This is a genomic window from Dyella sp. 01L423, assembly GCF_056399945.1.
On record NZ_JBFTSI010000002.1, the window covers coordinates 630,439 to 650,155 of the forward strand.

Annotated in this window: 20 protein-coding genes; 7 read left to right on the plus strand and 13 right to left on the minus strand. The window is 63.2% G+C overall.

All coding sequences use genetic code 11. The features are described 5' to 3' along the window. Positions 1-14: 14 nt before the first annotated feature. A complete protein-coding gene (locus tag AC1DMY_RS09565; protein WP_477164710.1) occupies positions 15-1,001 on the minus strand; it encodes a DUF4331 family protein in 987 nt (328 codons plus the stop codon). A gap of 72 nt (positions 1,002-1,073) precedes the next feature. On the opposite strand from AC1DMY_RS09565, the gene AC1DMY_RS09570 reads away from it, so the two are divergent. Continuing rightward, the gene (locus AC1DMY_RS09570) at positions 1,074-2,303 is read left to right on the plus strand and encodes a HoxN/HupN/NixA family nickel/cobalt transporter (RefSeq protein WP_477164711.1); all 1,230 of its coding nucleotides are present in this window, start codon (positions 1,074-1,076) and stop codon (positions 2,301-2,303) included. Between the two features lie 4 nt (positions 2,304-2,307). On the opposite strand, the gene AC1DMY_RS09575 is transcribed toward AC1DMY_RS09570, so the two are convergent. The 3 genes from AC1DMY_RS09575 to AC1DMY_RS09585 all read right to left on the minus strand — a co-directional run bounded on the left by AC1DMY_RS09575 (position 2,308) and on the right by AC1DMY_RS09585 (position 4,748). Then, positions 2,308-3,042 carry a 2OG-Fe dioxygenase family protein gene (locus tag AC1DMY_RS09575; protein WP_477164712.1) on the minus strand — a complete coding sequence of 245 codons (735 nt, stop codon included), beginning with the start codon at positions 3,040-3,042 and terminating at the stop codon, positions 2,308-2,310. Positions 3,043-3,092: 50 nt separating this feature from the next. Beyond that, on the minus strand, positions 3,093-3,725 hold the full coding sequence (locus tag AC1DMY_RS09580; protein ID WP_477164713.1) for a glutathione S-transferase N-terminal domain-containing protein: 633 nt from the start codon (positions 3,723-3,725) through the stop codon (positions 3,093-3,095). 114 nt (positions 3,726-3,839) lie between these two features. Continuing rightward, positions 3,840-4,748 (minus strand): substrate binding domain-containing protein, encoded by a 909-nt coding sequence (locus AC1DMY_RS09585; protein WP_477164714.1) that lies wholly within the window; start codon positions 4,746-4,748, stop codon positions 3,840-3,842. Positions 4,749-4,851: 103 nt separating this feature from the next. Between AC1DMY_RS09585 and AC1DMY_RS09590 the strand changes: the two genes are divergently transcribed. Further along, positions 4,852-5,508 carry a DsbA family protein gene (locus tag AC1DMY_RS09590; RefSeq protein ID WP_477164715.1) on the plus strand — a complete coding sequence of 219 codons (657 nt, stop codon included), beginning with the start codon at positions 4,852-4,854 and terminating at the stop codon, positions 5,506-5,508. A gap of 10 nt (positions 5,509-5,518) precedes the next feature. Next, positions 5,519-5,884 carry a nuclear transport factor 2 family protein gene (locus AC1DMY_RS09595; protein ID WP_477164716.1) on the plus strand — a complete coding sequence of 122 codons (366 nt, stop codon included), beginning with the start codon at positions 5,519-5,521 and terminating at the stop codon, positions 5,882-5,884. Here the strand turns inward: AC1DMY_RS09595 and AC1DMY_RS09600 are convergent, their stop codons facing one another. Continuing rightward, a complete protein-coding gene (locus AC1DMY_RS09600) occupies positions 5,885-6,577 on the minus strand; it encodes a response regulator transcription factor (protein WP_477165008.1) in 693 nt (230 codons plus the stop codon). Positions 6,578-7,030: 453 nt separating this feature from the next. Between AC1DMY_RS09600 and AC1DMY_RS09605 the strand changes: the two genes are divergently transcribed. The 3 genes from AC1DMY_RS09605 to AC1DMY_RS09615 all read left to right on the plus strand — a co-directional run bounded on the left by AC1DMY_RS09605 (position 7,031) and on the right by AC1DMY_RS09615 (position 9,611). Then, the gene (locus AC1DMY_RS09605; RefSeq protein WP_477164717.1) at positions 7,031-7,276 is read left to right on the plus strand and encodes a hypothetical protein; all 246 of its coding nucleotides are present in this window, start codon (positions 7,031-7,033) and stop codon (positions 7,274-7,276) included. A 170-nt stretch (positions 7,277-7,446) separates the two neighbouring features. Then, positions 7,447-8,559, plus strand: a complete 1,113-nt coding sequence (locus tag AC1DMY_RS09610; RefSeq protein ID WP_477164718.1) for an alkene reductase — start codon at positions 7,447-7,449, stop codon at positions 8,557-8,559. A 110-nt stretch (positions 8,560-8,669) separates the two neighbouring features. After that, a complete protein-coding gene (locus AC1DMY_RS09615) occupies positions 8,670-9,611 on the plus strand; it encodes a LysR family transcriptional regulator (RefSeq protein ID WP_477164719.1) in 942 nt (313 codons plus the stop codon). A 15-nt stretch (positions 9,612-9,626) separates the two neighbouring features. Here the strand turns inward: AC1DMY_RS09615 and AC1DMY_RS09620 are convergent, their stop codons facing one another. The 5 genes from AC1DMY_RS09620 to AC1DMY_RS09640 form a co-directional block, all read right to left on the minus strand. Then, positions 9,627-10,955: an Nramp family divalent metal transporter gene (locus AC1DMY_RS09620; protein ID WP_477164720.1), complete on the minus strand. Its 1,329-nt coding sequence runs from the start codon at positions 10,953-10,955 to the stop codon at positions 9,627-9,629. 186 nt (positions 10,956-11,141) lie between these two features. Next, on the minus strand, positions 11,142-11,333 hold the full coding sequence (locus tag AC1DMY_RS09625; protein WP_477164721.1) for a hypothetical protein: 192 nt from the start codon (positions 11,331-11,333) through the stop codon (positions 11,142-11,144). Between the two features lie 141 nt (positions 11,334-11,474). Continuing rightward, positions 11,475-12,953, minus strand: a complete 1,479-nt coding sequence (locus AC1DMY_RS09630; protein WP_477164722.1) for an efflux transporter outer membrane subunit — start codon at positions 12,951-12,953, stop codon at positions 11,475-11,477. Between the two features lie 11 nt (positions 12,954-12,964). Next, positions 12,965-14,545, minus strand: coding sequence for an MDR family MFS transporter (locus AC1DMY_RS09635; RefSeq protein WP_477164723.1), 1,581 nt, complete (start codon positions 14,543-14,545; stop codon positions 12,965-12,967). After that, entirely contained in the window at positions 14,538-15,677 is a 1,140-nt protein-coding gene (locus AC1DMY_RS09640; RefSeq protein WP_477164724.1) for an HlyD family secretion protein, read from the minus strand. Before AC1DMY_RS09640 ends, AC1DMY_RS09635 begins: the two co-directional genes overlap by 8 nt. A 97-nt stretch (positions 15,678-15,774) precedes the next feature. Between AC1DMY_RS09640 and AC1DMY_RS09645 the strand changes: the two genes are divergently transcribed. After that, the gene (locus AC1DMY_RS09645) at positions 15,775-16,479 is read left to right on the plus strand and encodes a CerR family C-terminal domain-containing protein (RefSeq protein WP_477164725.1); all 705 of its coding nucleotides are present in this window, start codon (positions 15,775-15,777) and stop codon (positions 16,477-16,479) included. Between the two features lie 28 nt (positions 16,480-16,507). Here AC1DMY_RS09645 and AC1DMY_RS09650 read toward each other — a convergent pair whose 3' ends face one another. From AC1DMY_RS09650 to AC1DMY_RS09660, 3 genes are read right to left on the minus strand one after another with little or no spacing between them, the layout of a single operon-like run. Next, entirely contained in the window at positions 16,508-17,530 is a 1,023-nt protein-coding gene (locus AC1DMY_RS09650) for an amidohydrolase family protein (RefSeq protein ID WP_477165009.1), read from the minus strand. A gap of 13 nt (positions 17,531-17,543) precedes the next feature. Next, positions 17,544-18,215: a 4-carboxy-4-hydroxy-2-oxoadipate aldolase/oxaloacetate decarboxylase gene (locus tag AC1DMY_RS09655; RefSeq protein WP_477164726.1), complete on the minus strand. Its 672-nt coding sequence runs from the start codon at positions 18,213-18,215 to the stop codon at positions 17,544-17,546. Positions 18,216-18,235: 20 nt separating this feature from the next. Further along, a complete protein-coding gene (locus AC1DMY_RS09660; RefSeq protein WP_477164727.1) occupies positions 18,236-19,705 on the minus strand; it encodes a carbohydrate porin in 1,470 nt (489 codons plus the stop codon). Positions 19,706-19,717: the final 12 nt, after the last annotated feature.

Consider the following 19,717-nt stretch of genomic DNA (forward strand, 5'->3'; position numbering starts at 1 on the left):
CGCCTGTGCCTGCTCTAAGCCTCAGTCCGTACTTTGTGCGGCGGCCCAAGATAGGGAAACTCGCTGAGCAGATCCTTGTGCGGACCTACCTTGTCTCCCAGCACCTTGCCGTTGGTGATCAGGGGCAGAAACACATCGATCACATCGTCGGTCAGTGTTCTGCCGTTGCGGGGGAAGGATGCAGGTTGCCCGGGATCGTAACGAAGAATATCCGGCAGCAGCGAAGTGGCCACCCGCGTGGCTTCCTCTGGCGTATATCCACCCGTGTGCTCCAGCGAGTGCGCAAAGGTGGGAATAAAGCGGGCATCTTCCGCCGGTTCGCTGGCGAGATAGAGACTCTTTTGATCGCCCGCCAGAAATACTTCCTGCGATGGCCGCGCGGTACGATCCGCCTGCACCCAGCGTCCGTCTACGCGATTGAGCGTGCGATGCCACAGACCCAGTTGTCCCGTGCCAAGCGCGGCGTTGGGAACCTCCAGCACGATGCTGCATACATCGCCTTCGGCAAAGAAATCGTCGCCCGTGAACTGCAGATTGTTCAGCGCGCCGCGCGTATCGAAAAAGAACGGATCACTGCGCCAGCCGGCGAAGAAGCGGTATTCGCCCGCTTCCGTCACCACGGCCATGGGTCCTGTGGACACCGGCGCCTCATCGACAATCAGTGTGCCGCTATCGCCGATGCCAGCTGCCTGGGCGCCCTCGAGCCTGTGCAGGGTGGCAGCCAAGGCCCAGCCTTTGCTGGAAAAGAATCGCACCTGGTAGGAGATATTGGCGACTGCATCGCCATCGGTATCGATCTTCAGTTCGTAGATCGCGTCAGCCGAGAACGGTTCGTTGGTGGTCGGCCCTTCGGGACTCAAGCCCACCGATGGGTGCACATTCATGACCAGGATCGACTTGTCCGCGCTTCCCGGTTTGGGGAAGGCATACAGGTCGGTGAGATTGAGGCGGGCATCGCCGTGCGGAAACCCGAAGTCAGGGCCGGGATAGTGGTGCGACATGATTCACCGCCTATGCGTGATGGAAGAATGCGTGGCGCTGCCAACGCTGTTCCATCAGGTGGATGCGTCTTCATGACGACGTCACGGCGTATCGCACTCACGCAAACGAACTACTGGATGCTGCGCTGCGTGTGCATGACACGCAATTGTGCGGAAGTATGGGTTGCGGTGGATGTCAGGGGGCGCTCTAGTAGCGCGATGTACGCCGCGCACGGTCCATGCCGACAGCCCACCGCGAGCACCCGAGGGCGCGTCACGCTCACCACGGACGCTGGCGACATCAGCATCCGCAAGAAGCTGCAGTTCATCTATGTCTTGCTGATCGCTTTCAATGTCGGCGCATGGCTGTGGGCGATTGCGGCCTTGCACGCGAGGCCGTCACTGCTGGGCGTTGCACTATTGGTTTACGGTCTTGGCCTTCGTCATGCCGTCGATGCCGACCATATCGCCGCCATCGACAACGTCACTCGCAAGCTTATGCAGGCGGGACAGCGCCCGGTTTCCGTGGGCTTCTGGTTCGCCATGGGGCATTCAATGATCGTTGTGCTGGTGGCCGTTTGCGTCGCCCTCGCGACGCGGTCCCTGGCGGTATTCCAGCATCTACGCAGCCTGGGCGAAGCGATCGGCACGTCGGTATCCGTCGCCTTCCTGCTTGCCATTGCGGTGATGAACCTTGCCATCTTCCTGTCGATCCATCAGAGCTATCGGCAATATCGCAACGAGGGCGTGTATGTCGAGGAAGACCTCGATCGCCTGCTGCACCAACGCGGTTTCCTGGCCAGAATCTTCAGGCCCCTGTTCCACCTGGTGACGCGCAGTCGCCACATGTTTCTGCTCGGGCTGCTGTTCGGGCTGGGGCTGGATACCTCCACCGAAATAGCGATGTTTACTGTGTCCGCGCAGGAGACGGTCAAAGGCGTCTCCATCATGGCGATCCTGGTGTTGCCCGCCTTGTTCGCAGCCGGCATGTCCCTGATCGATACCACCGACGGCGTGGTGATGCTGGGCGCGTATGACTGGGCGTTCGTGCGGCCGCTGCGCAAGCTCTACTACAACATGACCATCACCTTGGTGTCCGCGCTGGTAGCGATCGTGGTGGCCGGCACCGAGGCGATCGGATGGCTGGGCGAAACATTTCGCTGGCAGGGCACGGCATGGAAGATCATCCGTGCGCTGAATGACCACACGGACAGCTTGGGCTTTGCCGTGATCGGCATGTTCGTCCTGGCCTGGACGCTGTCTTATCTGATCTATCGCGCGCAGCAGCCGCAGCGCGTCGAAGTGAACATGCGCAAGCGCTAGCCGGTCAGGCGGACGCCCGGAATGTCACGACCAACACATCGCGGAACGCGGCTTCGTCGGCGACCAGCGGACGCACCGGCGTCACGCCGTGGAAAACGCTGGGATCGTGGATCAGCGCCGCATCCAGGGGATGGGTGAGGGTGAAGTCGCCGAGCAGGCGACCATCCGGCGAATGGATGGTGGTGGTGCCGCTGGCAATATTGTGGCGGTTGATCAGCAGCACCAGCACGTAGTCGACGCCATCGCGATGGCTGCCCTCGGGCGTGGGCTCGCCCGCGGCGTCGCGGGTGGCTTCAATGCGAAACTGGTGCACCTCAATATGCCAACGAGGCACTGCTGGTGCGAGCGAACCGAAAAACTCACGACAGAAGCCGAGAATGCTGCGCATGCTTGCGCCCGCAACCACGGCGGGCGTGACCGGCTCGAACCATCGCTCGATATCGCCCTGCAACGCGTTGTACTGCAGCGCCTGAAAGTGCGCCTGATGCGCTTCAGGTCTGACGCCGCCTTGGGCCGTGGCAGAGAAAGTGGCGTGCCGGCGGCGGCGGAAGCGGCCTTTGGCGGCGAGATACGGGTCCGGTTCGAGGTGGTTCCAGCTGTCCGCGAACGCCGCCCAGTCCGACAGTTCGCCGACCGCCGTCAGCATTGGCTGCATGCGGTCGGCCGCTGCAAAGGCGAAACCATCGCGGCTTACTTCATTCAGCAGCGTCGACACGGGAAGATCGGCAGGATTGAGCATGTGCCCATGATAAGTGATCTGGGCAATGGCACCTACCGGCTCGTCCAGCGTCAGGTCGCATCCTGAAGTACGTTCATGCCCTTGATGACAGCAGGGCGCTCGGCAAGCAGCGTCATCCAGCGATCCATGGCGGGGCGCCGCGTGCGAGCGTCGGCTAGCAGGGTCGGGTTAGCGGTGATTGCCGCGATGACCCAGGGATAGATCGCGATATCGGCAATGCCGTATTCGTCGCCGCCCGCATGCGCCGATCGCGACAGTCGTTGCTCGAGCACGTCGAGCAGGCGATTGGATTCGGTAAGGTAGCGATCGATCGCCAACGGAAGCCGCTCTTTGGCGCGGTTGGCGAAGAAGCCGAGCTGCCCGAACATCGGTCCCACACCGCCGACCTGCCAGTTCAGCCACTGCAAGGCGGTGTATCGCGCGACACCGCTGGTGGGCAGCAGCTTGCCGGTCTTGTCGGCGAGGTATTGGAGGATGGCGCCGCTTTCGAACAGGGTGAGGCCGTTTTCGCGATCGACCATCGCCGGTATCTTGCTGTTGGGCGAAATCGCGACGAAGTCAGGCAGAAACTGCTCGTCGTTGCCGATGTCCACCGCGTGCACCCGATAGTCCAGCTGCAGTTCTTCCAGGGCGATGACCGGCTTGCGGCCGTTCGGCGTTTTCCAGGTGTAAAGATCGATCATGGCTCGCTCGGCAAGAGTGTTGGGCAGCAGTACATGGTAGGTAATGCAATGCCGCGCATAAACGCGCTGTGAAACATTTCTGTTGATACCTGGGGTAACAAACCTGCGGATCGATCAGGCGACCTTCTGCACCAGAAAGTCGATGAAGCTGCGCACGCGCAAGGGCAGGTGGCGGCCATGCGGGTAAAGCAGGCTGAAGGGCCGCGACCGGCCACCGAAGGCCGGCAGTACCGCTACCAGGCGGCCGTCGCGCAAGTCGTCCTCCACGATGAAGCGATAGGTCTGGAACAGGCCGGCGCCGTGACGCGCGAGCGTGACGCCGCCGAGCACATCCTCGGACAACACATAGCCGCCATCACCGGCGACCTCGATATCCTTGCCCTGGTGCCGGAACAGCCACGGAATACGCCGCCCGCTGCTGGGCAGATCGAACTGGATGCATTCGTGCCGGTTAAGGTCGTCCAGCACGACGGGCGTACCGCGCCTGGCCAGGTAATCGGGCGTTGCCACGACGACGAGTTCGGCATCTTCGAGGTGGCGAGCGATCAGGGTCGAGTCGGCGGGTGCACGTACGCGGATCGCCAGGTCGTAACCCTCTTCGGAGAAATCGACGTTGCGATTGCTCACATGCACGTCCAGCTGCACTTCCGGGTGTTGCTCGCGAAATGCCGGCAGCAGGGGCAGCAGCCGATAGTGGGCGTAGGTGGTCGGCACACTGATCCGCAGCGTGCCAACAGGTCGCAACTGCTGGCCGGTGGCCATGCGTTCGGCTTCGATCAGCTGAGTGAGTGCTTGCCGGCACTCTTCGAAATAAGCGCGGCCCACGTCGGTCAGGCGGATCTGTCGGGTGGTGCGCACGAACAGCCGCACACCCATCCGTTCCTCGAGCCGGGCCACCGAGCGGCTGACCGCGGCGGGCGTCACACCGGCCGCCGTGGCGGCGGCGGTAAAGCTGCCGAGCTCGCCGGCCAGACAAAACAGCTCGATGCTACCCAGCAGCACGTCATCAAATTGGCGACGCATGATTCGTTACGCCACGTATCAAGTGAAATGCATTGAACCACATTTAACGCGATTGATCGCAGGAATAGAGTGCACCCCTGGCATAGCATTCGAGGCAAAGAGCATGAAACTTATCCTGGTCGCCGACCCTATGTGTTCCTGGTGTTATGGCTTCGGCAAAGAGGTCACGGCATTGCGCCAGGCCGTACCGAGTCTTGAACTGGAGGTCGTTGTGGGCGGTTTGCGCCCCGGTGAAACCGCCGTGATGCCAAGACAGCAGCGTGTCGCGCGGCTTGAGCATTGGTCGCGCGTGGAAGCAGCCAGCGGCCTGCCATTCAATCGCGATGCCTTCCTCGCCAACGACCATCTGGTCTACGACACCGAGCCGGCGTGCCGCGCCGTGGTCACTGCGCGGCGACTGGCGCCCGCCATTGATCAGCTCGAAGTGCTGCGCGGCATCCAGCGGGCGTTCTATGTCGACGGGCGCGATATCACCAAGGGCGACGTGCTTGCCGAAGTGGCGTCCATCGTCATGGGTACGCTGGGGTTTGCGACCACGCCGGAGGATTTCCTCGCCGCCTGGCAATCGGCCGAGGCCGTGACGGCAACGCAGGAGGATTTTCTGCAGGCGCGTCGCTGGGGCATTTCGAGTTTTCCGTCCTTGCTGCTGGAGGATGGCGATAAACTCTATAGCGTTGCGCCGGGGTATATCGACGCGCAGCAGCTCATCTCGCGGGTGCGCACCGTGACCGGTTCGCGCCTCGACACAAAGGTTGGATAAGGCGGCGCGCATGACTCACGATCAGGCGGTACTCGAACTGGCCAACCGGTACTTGCGTGGCATTCATGAGGGCGACACGCAAGCCTTGCGCGAGGTGTTCCTGCCCGAAGCTCGCGTCGAGGACCTGGTGACGGGTAGCTTCCGCTCACGCACGGCCAGTCAATACATCGAAGCGGTTGGCTCTCGTCAAAGCCCGCGGACGGCGGGCGAACCGTTCACCATGAGCGTGCTGTCCATCCAGGTGCTCGGCGACATGGCCACGGTGACGGCGGAGCTGCGTTTTCTCGGCAACCACTTTTACAATGTGTTGTCGCTTTTGCGCTGTGATGGCCAGTGGCGTATTGCGCACAAGCTTTTTGGTCCGCCGTCTGCGTGACTACCGCGGGTGGTCGTGCGCCTGTCTAGCCGCGTGCGCCTGCTGAAGCCGCGCATCCATGCGCACGAGTTCAGCCAGCGAGCCGGCCATCATCTTGCGCATCACCTGGCCGCGGTGCGCTTTCACGGTGATCTCGCTGATGCCGAGTTCCGCGGCAATCTGTTTGTTGAGCAAGCCCACCACCACCAGCGCCATCACTTCCCGTTCGCGTCGACTCAGCGATGCGCAGCGCTGTTCGAGCACCAGGATATCGAGCTCCTGTTCGAGCGTGGCCCGACTATGCTCGATGGCCTGACGGATCGCCTCCAGCATCACCTCGTTGTCGAACGGCTTGGTGAGGAATTCCGCCGCGCCGGCCTTCATCGCCCGCACCGTCGTGGGAACGTCCCCAAATCCAGTGATGAAGATGATCGGCATGTCGATCCGGTCATGGGCGATGGCATCCTGCACATCGAGTCCGTCAAGATCCGGCAACGAGATGTCGAGGATCAGGCAGCTGGGCGCGAACACGCGCGGGTGTGCCAGAAACGCTTGGGCCGACGCGAAGGTTTCCACCTGCCAGCCTTCCAGGCGAATCATCGCCTCGAGCGCTTCGCGCACGGACAAGTCGTCGTCGACGACGAAGACCACGGGCGTAGCAGACGGGATAGGAGGGTGCGCGGAGTCCCGGTCCGGTGAATGGGGCGGGCGCATCGTTATCTCCGATGGCAGAGGCGCCCCTGTCGCGCGGTTCAAGATGACATGGGCCGCAACCAGCACGGATCCGCACGTGGCTCACGCAGGATGTCGGCGGCGGCTTCACGTTAGTAAGCACGACATCGATGGCCTGCAAGTCGTTTCTACGCTGCGTTCCACGCGTTTTCAATGTGATTATTTTCACTGTATCAAGAGTGAAACGCTTCTGGATCGACAGCGCGAACGCAGCTTGCTGGCCACAACCCAGGAGCCGCGCTCCGCCGGCAAGCTGTCGATGCAGCGCTTTTCATGGCTTTTTTCTCGAAAAAAATGATACCCAGGTACAATCGACGAGCGTACTTGATCGACTTACATTCACCCTCGGTTGGCCGGCAATCCGTCGGGGCCGACGCGCAAGCGCAGCGGTGAATGACTATGTACCTGGTCAAGCCACGCTCATCGTGCACTGCCATGCCGGTACCCATCCGGTGGAGCAAGCCCAGCAGCAATTCGCGTGTCATCGACCGCGTGGGACAGCACCAGCTCGTCCAGTTGGCGCTGATGATCGAACCCGACGAGCTGCGCATCTCCGAATGGTGGCACCAGACACCCATCGCCGAACTGGGCGGCGACACGGCCGATGCGCTGGTGTCGCAAGGCATGCAGCATCTTGTTGAGGCGTTTCTGCTGGCCATCCTGTTTGGCGATCGCGGCTGAGTCGCTGGGCGGGCGCATGGGGCGGCCCGTGGCTTGGTCGTGGGGAGGGCGCGGCAAGACTGCGGAAAGTTGTTCCTAAGTGTCCGGACTAGCGCGGACCTACCGTCCGCCATGGGGACACCCATCTGATAACTCGCCAGAGCTGGCGTCTTTCAGAGGTGGTCCTTCCCATGAGCAAGAAACTGTTTGAATCCACGACGATCGGCCGTTACGCGGTGCGTCATCGCGTCGTGATGGCACCGTTAACCCGCATGCGCGCCGAACAGCCGGGCGATCGCCCTGGCGAGCTGATGCGCGAGTACTACGATCAGCGCGCCTCGCAGGGCGGCCTGCTGGTGTCCGAGGCGACCGTGGTGGCGCCGAACGGCGGCGGTTATCTGGGTTCGCCGGGGCTTTATTCGGACGCGCAAATTCCGGGCTGGAAGCGCATCACCGATGCCGTGCACGCCAAGGGCGGCCTGATCTTCCTGCAGCTATTTCACGCCGGCCGGCAGTCGCACGCCGACCTGCAGCCCCATGGCGGCGCGCCGGTGACGGCTTCCGTCGTTCCCTACGAAGGCGTCGCGTATACAGCGCAAGGCTGGGTTCCCAGCTCGCCGCACCGCGCGCTGAGCGAGGACGAAGTCCGCGCGATGGTTCTGCAATTCAGGCAGGCCGCCGAACGCGGCCTCAAGGCAGGCTTCGATGGCGTGGAGATCCATGGCGCCAACGGTTACCTGATCGATCAGTTCCTGCAGGATGGCTCAAACAAGCGTACCGACAGCTACGGCGGCAGCGTGGCCAAGCGTGCCAGGTTCCTGCTGGACATCACGCGCGAAGCGATTGCCGTGTGGGGGCGCGACCGCGTCGCCGTGCGGCTGGGGCCGAGCGGTCGCTTTGGCGATATGCACGATAGCGATCCGGTCGCTCTCTTCAGCTATGTGGCGAGCGAGCTCGACAAACTTGGCATTGCCTATCTTCATCTGATCGAGCCTCGCGTGAACGGCAACACGGTGGACGACAGCCGTGACCAGAATCCCGTGGCCGCGCGATTGATCCGCCGCCACTTCGCGGGACCGATCATCGCGGCCGGTGGTTTCAACGGCGAATCGGCCGAGGCGATCCTGCAGGAAGGCAGTGCGGATCTGGTGGCGTTTGGTCGCGACTTCATCGCCAATCCCGACTTGCCGTTGCGGCTGGCCAAGGGCTTGCCCTTGAACCATTACGATCGCGACACCTTCTATGGCGGCGATGCCGCCGGATACACCGACTATCCGGCCCACGCCGAACGGGTGGCTGCCTGATCGACTTGCACCGAGGCCGGTAGCGCCGGCCTCGGACGCTTTGATGCCCGCTCACGCGGTATAGATCAACGCATCCCTAGGGTGAGTCATCCATGCAAAGTGTCCACGCCATGGCCGCATCCACCAAAGCAGAAGCCGATTCGCTCGACAGCCTGAGCGCTCTGGCGACTTATGTGCAGGCGGCGGAAACGAGAAGTTTCACTCAAGCGGCACGCGTGCTCGGCTTGACCGCATCCGCCGTGGGCAAGACCGTGGCAAGGCTGGAGGCAAGCCTGGGCGTACGCCTGTTCCATCGCAGTACGCGCAGCATTTCCTTGACGCCTGACGGCGAGGTCTTTCTGGAAAGTTGTCGCCGCGTGCTGTCGGAGATCGACAGCGTCCAACGCGAACTCGCCGGCAACCAGGCCTCGCCCCGCGGCAAGCTCAGAGTGAGCCTGCCGTATCTGGGCGGCCTGTTCGGCAAGGTGCTGGCCGGATTCATGGCGGCGTATCCGGATATCGAACTGGACCTCGATTACAGCGATCGCCTGGTCGATATCGTCAACGAGGGATTCGACGTAGCCATTCGCACCGGCGAAGGCGTGGATTCGCGCCTGATCTCCCGCCGGCTCGGCGTCTACCATCTGGTCCTGGTGGCTTCGCCTGCTTACCTCAAGCGTGCGGGCGTGCCGAAGGTTCCGGGCGATCTTGCCAGGCATGCGTGTATCCATCACCGCTTTCCATCCACTGGCAAGCTTGAGCGCTGGCCATTCCGGCAATCGGACAAAGGGCTGGACGTGACGGTCCCGGTGGCGTCGTCGGCAAGCACGATCGCACCCATGCTTGAGCTGGCCATCGAGGGTGGCGGCATTGCCTGCGTGCCGAACTTCTCCGCAGCTGCAGCCATCGAGGCCGGCTTGCTCCAGCCGGTGCTAGCGGGGCAAATGGAGTATCAGAACGCATTCCGTATCGTCTGGCCGTCCCATCGGCATATTTCTCCTCGGCTTCGTGTGTTCCTCGATTACATGAGCATGCATCTGTTCGCCGACCAGGAATCCAATGAGGTCCGGTGAGCAGGCGAGGGTGCGCTAGCCCTTGCCGAGGGTGGCAAACATCACCATCACCGCCGCTCCCATCACTATCGTCGCCAGCCATCCGAAGCGCCGCAGCCAGCCGCTCACCACATGCTTGCCCATGGTCTTCTCGCGGCCGCCGACCATCATGATCGCCGCCATCAACGGTACGGCGCATACGCCATTGACGACGGCGCTCCAGTAGAGCGCCTTGATCGGGTCGATCGGGGTAAAGATCAGCGCCACGCCGCAGGCCATGGCGCCGACCAGCACGCCATAGAACAACCGCGCATCACGGGGCTTGTGCGCCAGGCCATAGGGCGCATGAGTCGCGCCCGCCACGGCAAACGCCGTTGCGCCGGCCAGCACGGGAACGGCCAGCATGCCAGTACTGATGATGCCGAGCGAAAACAGCGCGAAGGCGAAACGGCCGGCGGCGGGCTTCAAGGCCAGCGCTGCTTCGGCGGTCGACTGGATCTCGGTCTTGCCATGGGTATGCAGCACGGCCGCCGCGGTGACGATGATGAAGAACGCGACCAGATTGGGGAAAATCATTCCAACACTGGTGTCGATGGCGATTCGCCTGAGCGCGTCAGGCGCCTGCGCATCGGCGTGCTTCAGTGGCTCGCGCTCATCGCTCCCGCGAATCTCTTCCACCTCTTGCGCTGCCTGCCAGCAAAACAGGTAGGGGCTGATGGTAGTGCCGAGCACCGCAACAATCGCCGTGAGATACGCCACGTTCCATTGCAGATGGGGAATGGCGGTGGCTTTGAGAGCCTCACCCCATGGCACCTTGACCACGAAGGCCGTCGCCACATAGGAAAACAGGCTGAGCGCCAGCACCTTGAGGTAGGGCGAATACCTGGCGAACGGCACGAACACTTGCAACGCCGTCGAGATCAGCGCGAGCACGACACCGAACGCGACCGCAGAACCGCCCACCAGTAGCTGCAAGGCCGCTCCCATCGCGGCTATATCCGCTGCGATGTTGATGACATTGGCGACGATCAACAGGGTGACCAGCGTCCACACCGCAGAGCGCGGAAAATTGCGTGAGAGGTTGTCTGCCAATCCGCGACCCGTGACGCGACCCACGCGCGCGCTGACCATTTGTATGGCGATCATCAGCGGTATGGTCAGAAACACGATCCACAGCAGCGCATAGCCAAACCTGGCGCCGACCTGCGAGTACGTAGCGACGCCGCTGGGATCATCGTCCGCAGCTCCAGTGACGAAACCTGCGCTCAGGCGTTGCCACCACGCCTGGGATTTGCTGCTCTTGGATGCCGGCGCACCGCCGCCTGCCAACGGCTGCAGGGTCGCCTCATCGCCCTTGGCGCTCATGCGCTTGCTCCGGGAATTCAGAGCATCGTGGGCCGACATCCGTGACGCGGTAGAGAGTTGGAGGCCATCGTTAGGTGAAGGCCGTCAGTGTCGCGACAGCGATGCTTCATGCGACGACGCTCGGGCGCAGAGCGACGCTTGCCAATCAATCAAGTTACGCAAGATGCTGTCGTGCGCCACTTGTCGTCAATCGTCCTTGGGCGGCTTGGCGGGAATGAACGGAGAAACCGGATCGCTGGCCGGAAACGTTTCTTCCAGCGCCTCCTCATGGTTCTGCGATTCCTTCTTCTTGCGCGCCTCCCGCTCGGCCGGCGTTTCCACTTGTGCGGACGGATGGTCGTGCGGGTGAGAAACGTCTTTTCGGTCTTTGCTAGACATGGGCACCACCTGCGTCGCGCTGAACAAGGCTGCATGTTCGAGCTCGCTGCGTGACGCGAGTGCAGGACTTTTGTGAGCGTTTGGCTCGACTCTTAAGCGTGAGTGTGGCGTCGATAGCTTGGAGGTACATGGCTGTCGCGCTTATTGCCAACCCAGCCCGAGACTCTTCTGCAGTGACACAAAGTCCTTGAGCAGATCGGCTCGCCCCTCGATCAGGTTTTGCTGGGCAGTGAACTGCGTGCGCTGAGTGTCCATCAGGTCGATCAGCGACGATGCGCCTGCGCCGTAGCGCTGGTGCATCAGGCTCTCGGAGCGATTGGCCGATGCCTCGATCTGCTGCAGGCGTGCGACGCTGTCGCGCTGGTGGCCGTAGCGGGACAGGGCATTGTTGGCGTCCTGAAGCGCGGCGAGTACGGTCTGTGTGTACGTGGCGGCAGCTTCGTCACGACCGGCTTCGGCCTGGCGGATGCTGCTGTGAGTGCGCCCGAAATCGAACACGTTCCATTGCAGGTAAGGCACGCCCACCCACGTAAACGCACTCTTTTTGGCAAGATCAGCGGGGTTGACGCCGGTGCTGCCGAGAAAGCCCATCAAGGTCACCTTGGGAAACAGGTCGGCGGTGTGCTGGCCGATCTGCGCGTTGTTCGAGGCCAGCCGGCGCTCGGCGGCGCGGATATCCGGGCGCTGTCGCAGCAGGCTTGCTGGATCATTGACCGATACTGTTGCCGGCAAGGTCGGCAGGGACATCGGCTTGGACAGTTCCTGATCGAGCGTCCCGGGCGCCTGGCCGGTGAGTACGGCCAGTTGGTCCAGCGATTCGGTGATCTGCTCGTCCAGCGGAATCAAGGTCGCGCGCGTGTTTTCCACCTGCGTGGTTTGGCGCTCGACGTCGGCATCCGCGGCGACGCCGCGTGCGCGGCGCTGTTGCACCAGTTCCAGCGTCTTCTGCGCTAGCTCGGTCGACTGATGGGCCAGCAGCAAGCGCTGCTGCTGATCACGCAGGCTGATATATGCCTGCGCCACTTCCGCGGCCAGCGACACCTGGGCATCGGCGAGATCAGCCTCGACGGCTTCGGCCTGCGCCGACGAGGACTCGGTGGCTCGCCGCAGTCCGCCAAACAGATCGAGCTCCCAGGAGGCGTCGAAGTCAGCCGTGTAGATCTGCAGCGGCCCGCGCCCGCTGGATGTATTCGCCGCTTGGCCATTCTGCGACGTGTTGTTGGAGGACTGCAGCAGCGAGAGATCCGGCTCTCGCAGGCGCACGGCTGCCGCATCCACCGACACGCTGGGCAGCGCCTTGGTGCGCTGCTGATGCAGTTGCTCGCGCGATTGCCGCAGGCGCGCCTGCGCCGCCTGCAGGTTCGGGTTGTGCGCCAGTGCCGCGTCGATCAGCGCATTGAGCTGCGGGTCGTTGAGCGTGGTCCACCACTGGCTTGGCGTGGGTATGGGCGTGGTGGCCAGGCCCGTCGTTGGCGCCCGTACGAAAGCATTGCCGTGGCTGCCGGGCACATCGGGAGCGCCTCGGTAATCGGGGCCGACCGTGCATCCCGAAAGTGCCGTGATCGAAGCGAGCAGCGCCAACAACAAAGTGCGCGGTGCGCGCGATGGAAGCGTAGTCATGACAAACATCCTTAATGGCCCGTCGCGGCCGGCGCGTGGTAGCGGGGCGTCTTCAGCAGCAAGGCGAGCGGTACGCAGCAGAGCAGGGCGATGCCCAGCACATAGAAAATTTCCGAATACGTCATGACCAGGGCCTGCTGCTGAATCTGCTGGGCCAGTTGCGCCAGGGCTCGCATCTTGGAGTAGGCCATGTCGCCGGTTTGCGCGAACCAGCTGGCTGCATTGGCGGCGATGCGATCCTGGCCGAGCACGGAATTGGCCGAGAGCGATTCACGTATGGTCGCCACATGAAACGTGTTGCGCCGGTCGATCACCGTGCCGATGATGGCCAGGCCGATCGAGCCGCCCAGGTTGCGCGCCATGTTGTAGATGCCGGCCGCATCGCCCGATTCCTCACGCGACACTGCCGCCATCGAAGCCTGGTTCAAGGGCATCATCGCCAGCATCTGGCCGGCGCCGCGCACCAGCTGCGACCAGAAGAAATCGTCGCCGACGGACTGGGCGGTCAGATGGATGTCGAGCATGCAACTGGCCACAAAGCACAGCAGGCCGGTGATCACCAGGATGCGGAAATCCACCTTGCCGAGCAGGCGCGGCAGTATCGGCATCATCATAAAGGCCGGCACGCCCGATACCAGCATGACCCAGCCGGACTGCTCGGCGTTGTAGCCGGCAATCAAGCCGAGAAATTGGGGTATCACATAGATCACGCCGTAGAGCGCCGCACCCACCACCAGCACGATGAAGATGACGCTGGCGTAGCGCGGGTTCTTCAGCAGGCTCAGGCGCATCACTGGCTTGGCGGCGGTGAACTGAGATATCGCGATCAACACCATGCCGGCAAACGACAGCAGGCTGAGCCAGATGATCATGCTGGATTCGAACCAGCGCTCGCGCTGGCCTTCTTCCAGTACCACGGTGAGCGAGCTGAGCCCGATCGCCAGTCCGAACACTCCCAGCCAATCGGCCTTTCGCAAGGCCTCCCAGTGCGGCTTGTCCGATGGCAGGCCGACGAGCAACAGCACGATCAGGCCGATACACACCGGCAGATTGATGAAGAAGCACCAGCTCCAGCTGATGTTCTCCGTCAACCAGCCGCCGAGCACCGGGCCCAGCAAAGGACCGAGCAGGACGATCAGGCCGAAGGCGGTCATGCCGATCGGCAGCTGCGACATTGGCAGGCGGCTGCGAATGATGGTTTGCGCGGTGGGGATCATCGCGCCGCCGGTCAGGCCCTGGCCGATGCGGCCGATGATCATCGCCATCAGCGTGGTCGAGATGCCGCACATCATCGAAAACAGGATAAACAGCACGGCGCAACCGAGCAGGAAGTTGCGCAGGCCGAATACGCGGGTCAGCCACGCGGCGAGCGGGATGATCACGATCTCGGACATCAGATAGCCGGTCGAGATCCACGTGCCCTCGGTGCCGGTGGCGCCGATCTCGCCCTGGATCTGCGGCAAGGCCGAGTTGGTGATGGAGATGTCGAGCGTCGCCATCAGTGCGCCGAGCGAGCCGGCCGCGACGGCAATCCAGTCCGCGACGCTGGCACGCTCCGGATGGGCGGCAGGCTGGGCGGCTGCTTCAGCCATGACGGTTTTCTGCGGACGCGACCTTGCCGTCCTCATGAGCCTGGCGCGTATCCACCTTCACTGTCACCGACAAGCCCGGCACGAGCAGCTTGCGGGTTTGTTCGTCGGCCTCCAGCCGTATGCGTACCGGCACGCGCTGCACGATCTTGGTGAAGTTGCCGGTGGCGTTCTCGGGCGGCAGCAGGGCGAATTCCGCGCCGGTGCCGGGTGCGAAGCTCTCGACCACGCCCTTCAACTCGGTGTCGGGCAGCGCATCGACGCGCACGCTTGCGTGCTGGCCTGCGCGCATCTGGCCGATCTGGGTTTCCTTGAAATTGGCGGTGAGATAAACGCCTTCGATCGGCACCACCGTCATCATCCGCGTGCCGGGTTGCGCGTACTGGCCTACGCGCACCGTGCGATCACCCACCCGTCCTGGCAGCGAGCTGCGGATCAAGGTGTCGTCGAGGTCGAGCTTCGACTGTCGCGCCGAGGCCTGGGCAGCCTCCAATTGCGCACGCGCCTGGGCGATCTGCGCATTCAGGTCGGCGATCTTCGCCTGTGCCTGGTCGAGCGCGGCCGTATCGGCGGCCAGCGTGGCTTTCGCCTGGTCACGGTTGCTGGTGAGTACCGACAACTGGTCGCTGCTCTCTGCACCGGTGGTGGCCAGCGGACCGTAGCGGCGCACTTCGTCTTCCGCGTGGCGGCTGCTGATCTGGGCGGTCAGTTGCTGGGCCTTGGCCTGCTCGATGGCGGCGCGCTGCTGCAGGATCGCTGCCTGGGCGCGCTGGATATCGGCCTGGCGTGCATCGACGGTGGCCTGAGCCTGATCCAGCGCGGCGCGGTATTGCCGTCCGTCCAGGCGCACCAGCGGGTCACCGGCCTTCACGGTGGCGTTGTCGCCCACGTAGACGTCGGTGACATACCCGCTGACCTTGGGGGCCACCGTCATGCTGTCGGCGCGCAGATAGGCATCGTCGGTGCTCTGCATATAGCGGCCGACCACCCACCAGTAGCCGAGGGCCAGTATCGCGACCACGGCCAGGACGATGGCGACGGGCAGCAGGATCTTGCCTGCCTTGGAGCGGCGCGAGGTCGGGACGGTGGGGTCTTTCTTTACTTCGCCGGGCGTGGAGCCGGAGGGGGCGGGCATGAGGGCGTGTCCAATATATTCCAGCTGGAAGATTTATTCCGATTGGAATAACTTTGTCAAATGTTATATTTGCCCGGAGCAGGCAGGAGAACCGTGCATGAGCCCATCCAAGCGTCCTCGGCACTCGTCGGCCGGAGGCTATGCGCGCGGCGATGAAACGCGCCAACGCATCATCGACGCGGCCGTGGCCTTGTTCGGCGAGCATGGCTACGCGGGCGCGTCCACCCGCGACATCGCGGCGGCGGCCGGCGTCAACGCGCCTGCGCTGCAGTACTACTTCGAAAACAAGGAAGGGGTCTACCGCGCCTGCGCCCAGTTCATCGCCGACGACATCCGCGGCCGATTTGAGCCTGCCATGCAGCAGGCGGCGGGGGTATTGAAAGGCGAGGGCAGCAGCACGGGTTCGCTGATCGATGCCTTCCTGGGCATCCATGAAGTGGTGCTGGATATGGTGCTGACCGATAGCCAGGCATCCAAGCGGCGCCTGTTCATGGTGCGCGAGGTGGCGGGCGACGAACCGCTGGTGGCCTCGCAGCTGCTGGAGCGGCGGCTCAAGCAGCCACTGAACAAGTTGCGCCTGAGCTTGCTGGCGCGGATCACCGGCACAACCACCCGCGATCCGATCACGCGGATACGCCTGCTCACCCTCAAGGGGCAGATCCTGCCGTTCTTCCATCCCCCGGGCGCGTGCCTTGACGCCTTGGGATGGAAGGAGATCGACGCCGCCAAGGGCGCCTTGCTCAAGGCGACGGTGATGGAGCAGACGCGCACCCTGCTGGAGAGCTGGCAGGTGCGGGATTGATCGCCGGCGCGTCTAGCGCACGGGCGGTTTACTTGCCGCGCGCTTTGAGTTGCGCATCCAGCCGCGGATAAACGCGACGCACATTGCCTTCGTACACTTGATGCCGGTCTGCGGCGGAGAGATTCGCCGCATCGATATAGCGGCGGGTATCGTCGAAGTAATGGCCGGTGGTGGGATCGATGCCACGCACGGCGCCCACCATCTCCGAACCGAACAAGATGTTCTTGATGTCGATCACCTTGAGCAGCAGATCGATGCCCGGCTGGTGATACACGCAGGTGTCGAAGTACACGTTTTTCATCACGTGCTCGCTCAGCGGCGGCTTGTTCAACATGTCGGCCAGGCCGCGGTAGCGACCCCAGTGATAAGGCACTGCGCCGCCACCGTGGGGGATCACGAAACGCAGGTTCGGAAAATCCCTGAACAGATCGCCTTGCAGGAATTGCATGAAGGCGGTGGTGTCGGCGTTGATGTAGTGCGCGCCCGTGGCATGGAAATTCGCGTTGCAGCTGCCCGACACATGGACCATGGCCGGTACGTCCAGCTCTACCATCTTCTCGAAGAACGGATACCAGGCGCGATCGGTCAGCGGCGGGCCGTTCCAATGACCACCCGAGGGATCGGGATTGAGGTTGCAACCCACGAAGCCCAGTTCATTGACGCAGCGCTCCAGTTCGGCGATTGAATGCTTGATCGTCACACCGGGCGACTGCGGCAGCTGGCATACGCCGATAAAGGTCTCCGGATAGAGCCCGACGACGCGCGCAATCAAGTCATTGCAATGACGCGTCCACGCCTGGCTGACCGCTTCGTCGCCTTCGTGGTGGGCCATGGTGCTGGCCCGAGGCGAGAAGATGGTCATGTCCAGGCCGCGCTCGCGCAGCAGGCGCAGCTGGTTGGTTTCGATGCTTTCACGGATCTCGTCATCGGAGATGGCGGGGTAGGTCGGCAACGGTTGAGACGGATCAGCAAAGTGCTTCAGCTGCGCGTCGCGGAACGCATCGTGTCCCTTTGGCGCCGTGGTGTAGTGGCCGTGGCAATCGATGATCAGCGGGCGCGCTTGCTCAGACATAGGTGAGGCCCTTGCTGGCCAGGCGCTCGCGCATGTCGTAGATATCCAGGCCCAGTTCGCCTGCCGCCAGGCGCAGGCGCTTCGCCTCTTCGCGAGCCTCGCGCTCCTTCGCCTGCTCCAGCGTTTGTGCGGCGCTGGCTCGCGGCACGACGCAGACGCCATCGTCATCGGCGATCACCACATCGCCCGGGTTGACCAGGGCGCCGCCGCAGACCAATGGCACGTTGACCGAGCCCAGCGTTTCCTTGACCGTGCCCTGCGCATGGATGGCCCGACTCCACACGGGAAACCCCATGGCGGTGAGATCGCGTACGTCACGTACGCCGGCATCGATGATCAGGCCACGACAACCGCGCGCCTGGGCCGAGGTGGCGAGCAGGTCGCCGAAATAGCCGTCTTCGCAGGGGCTGGTAGTGGCGGCAATCAGCAGATCGCCTTCGCGCAACTGTTCGATCGCCACATGCATCATCCAGTTGTCGCCCGGCGGCATCAGCACGGTGACGGCCGAGCCGGCGATGCGTGCGCCGCTGTAGATCGGGCGCAGGCTGGAGTGCATCAGGCCGCTGCGGCCTTGCGCTTCGTGGGCGGTGGCGACGCCGACCTTGGCCAGGCCGTCAATGACGCTGGCGTCGGCACGTTCGATGCGGGTTACTACGACAGACATGGCTCATCCTCTTTCGAACATCAATCGTTGGCGGCGGCAGGCTTGAAGCCCATAAGCACGCCGATGTCCACGCGCAGGCCGATGGCGTAGACCAGCAGGTTCTTCGGCAACACCGAGGTTTTCGGAATGGCGGAGTTGTCCGGGTGCACGATGTACTGCACGCTCGGCATGAGCTCCAGGCCCTTGACGATGTGGTAGCTGTAAGTCAGGTCGGCAGCCGTCTGATGGCGGGCGTTCCAGCCGCTGCCGCCCAGCTTGGCGCGCTCCTCGGCAAGAAAGTCGCGCTCGGCCGTCGTCAGCTCGAACTCGGAGATATTGAGGCCAAGCGTGTCGTACGGACGCGACACGAACGGCCCGGTCATCACGAAGCCGGCATAGATCTGCTGGCGCATGATTTCCTGTTGCTCGAGCTGCTGCACCCAGCCGCCGAACACGTTGAAGCTGCGCGGCGAACTCGGATCCGGGCGCCAGATGACCTTGTCGCCCATCAGGTAGATGCCGTCGCGCACGTGGTTGTCGGTGGCGGCGGTGCCACCCTTGATGCCCAGCGGCTGGCCGCGCGTGTTCATGTCGATGTCGGTCAGCGGAGCCGTGCTCACATAAGCGCCGCCCTTCAGCTCGAACGGAAATTGCTCGGTGTGCGGATCATTCTTCACCCAGCCGAATTCAACCGGCACGGTGTAACCGGTGGCATGTTCGATGCCCCAGTTCAGGCCATTGCTGGGCTGCACGGTGGGGTTGACCTCGAACGCACCGACGTCGACATAGGTGTTCTCGGTGGTCTTGTACTTCACGTTGCCGCCCCACGTCGCCGACGGCAGCAGGCTGAGGCCGGTTTCGGAAACCAGCATGCGCGGCTCGCCGCAGGTATTGGCGGACGTGAACTGGCAGTTCACCACCAAGTGCCCGAAGTACGTCGTACTGCCCAGGCGGCCGACCTGGATATCCAGCCTGTCGTCCAGGCCTTTGTACTCGTACGAGAACAGGCCCAGATGCCAGCGCGTATAGGGGTTTTTGTAGATGTACTGCTGCTTGGTATAGGTGCCGGTGACCAGCGCGTTGAGGCTCAGGCCGTAGTCGCGATAGACGGTGAAGTGGAAGGTGGATCCCGTCCATCCCCAGATCTTGCCCAGATCCAGATCCGCACCGACATAGAACTGGCCGACGTTGTGGCTGCCCTGAGCGACGCCGCCGGTGGTGTTCTTGGCGAATTGATCGACCAGGCTGGCGCGGATGTTGACGCCATCGTCGATCAAGTTCTGCACCCATGCCTGGCGAGGCAGGCCCGGCTCGCGCGCAGATGGCTGCGTGGGAGCAAGAGTGCTGGCCGGATCGACGGTAGTTGACTGCGCATCGGCCTGCGCCGCCGCGTAGCCGTCGGCCCAGTTGGCGCTCGGTCCGCTGTCCGGCGCTGCCTGCGTGTCCTGCGCGTAAGCGGCAGGCATCAGCAAGGCGGCGAGCAGACCGAGATATAGCGATTGACGTGTCATTGACCTTTTCAC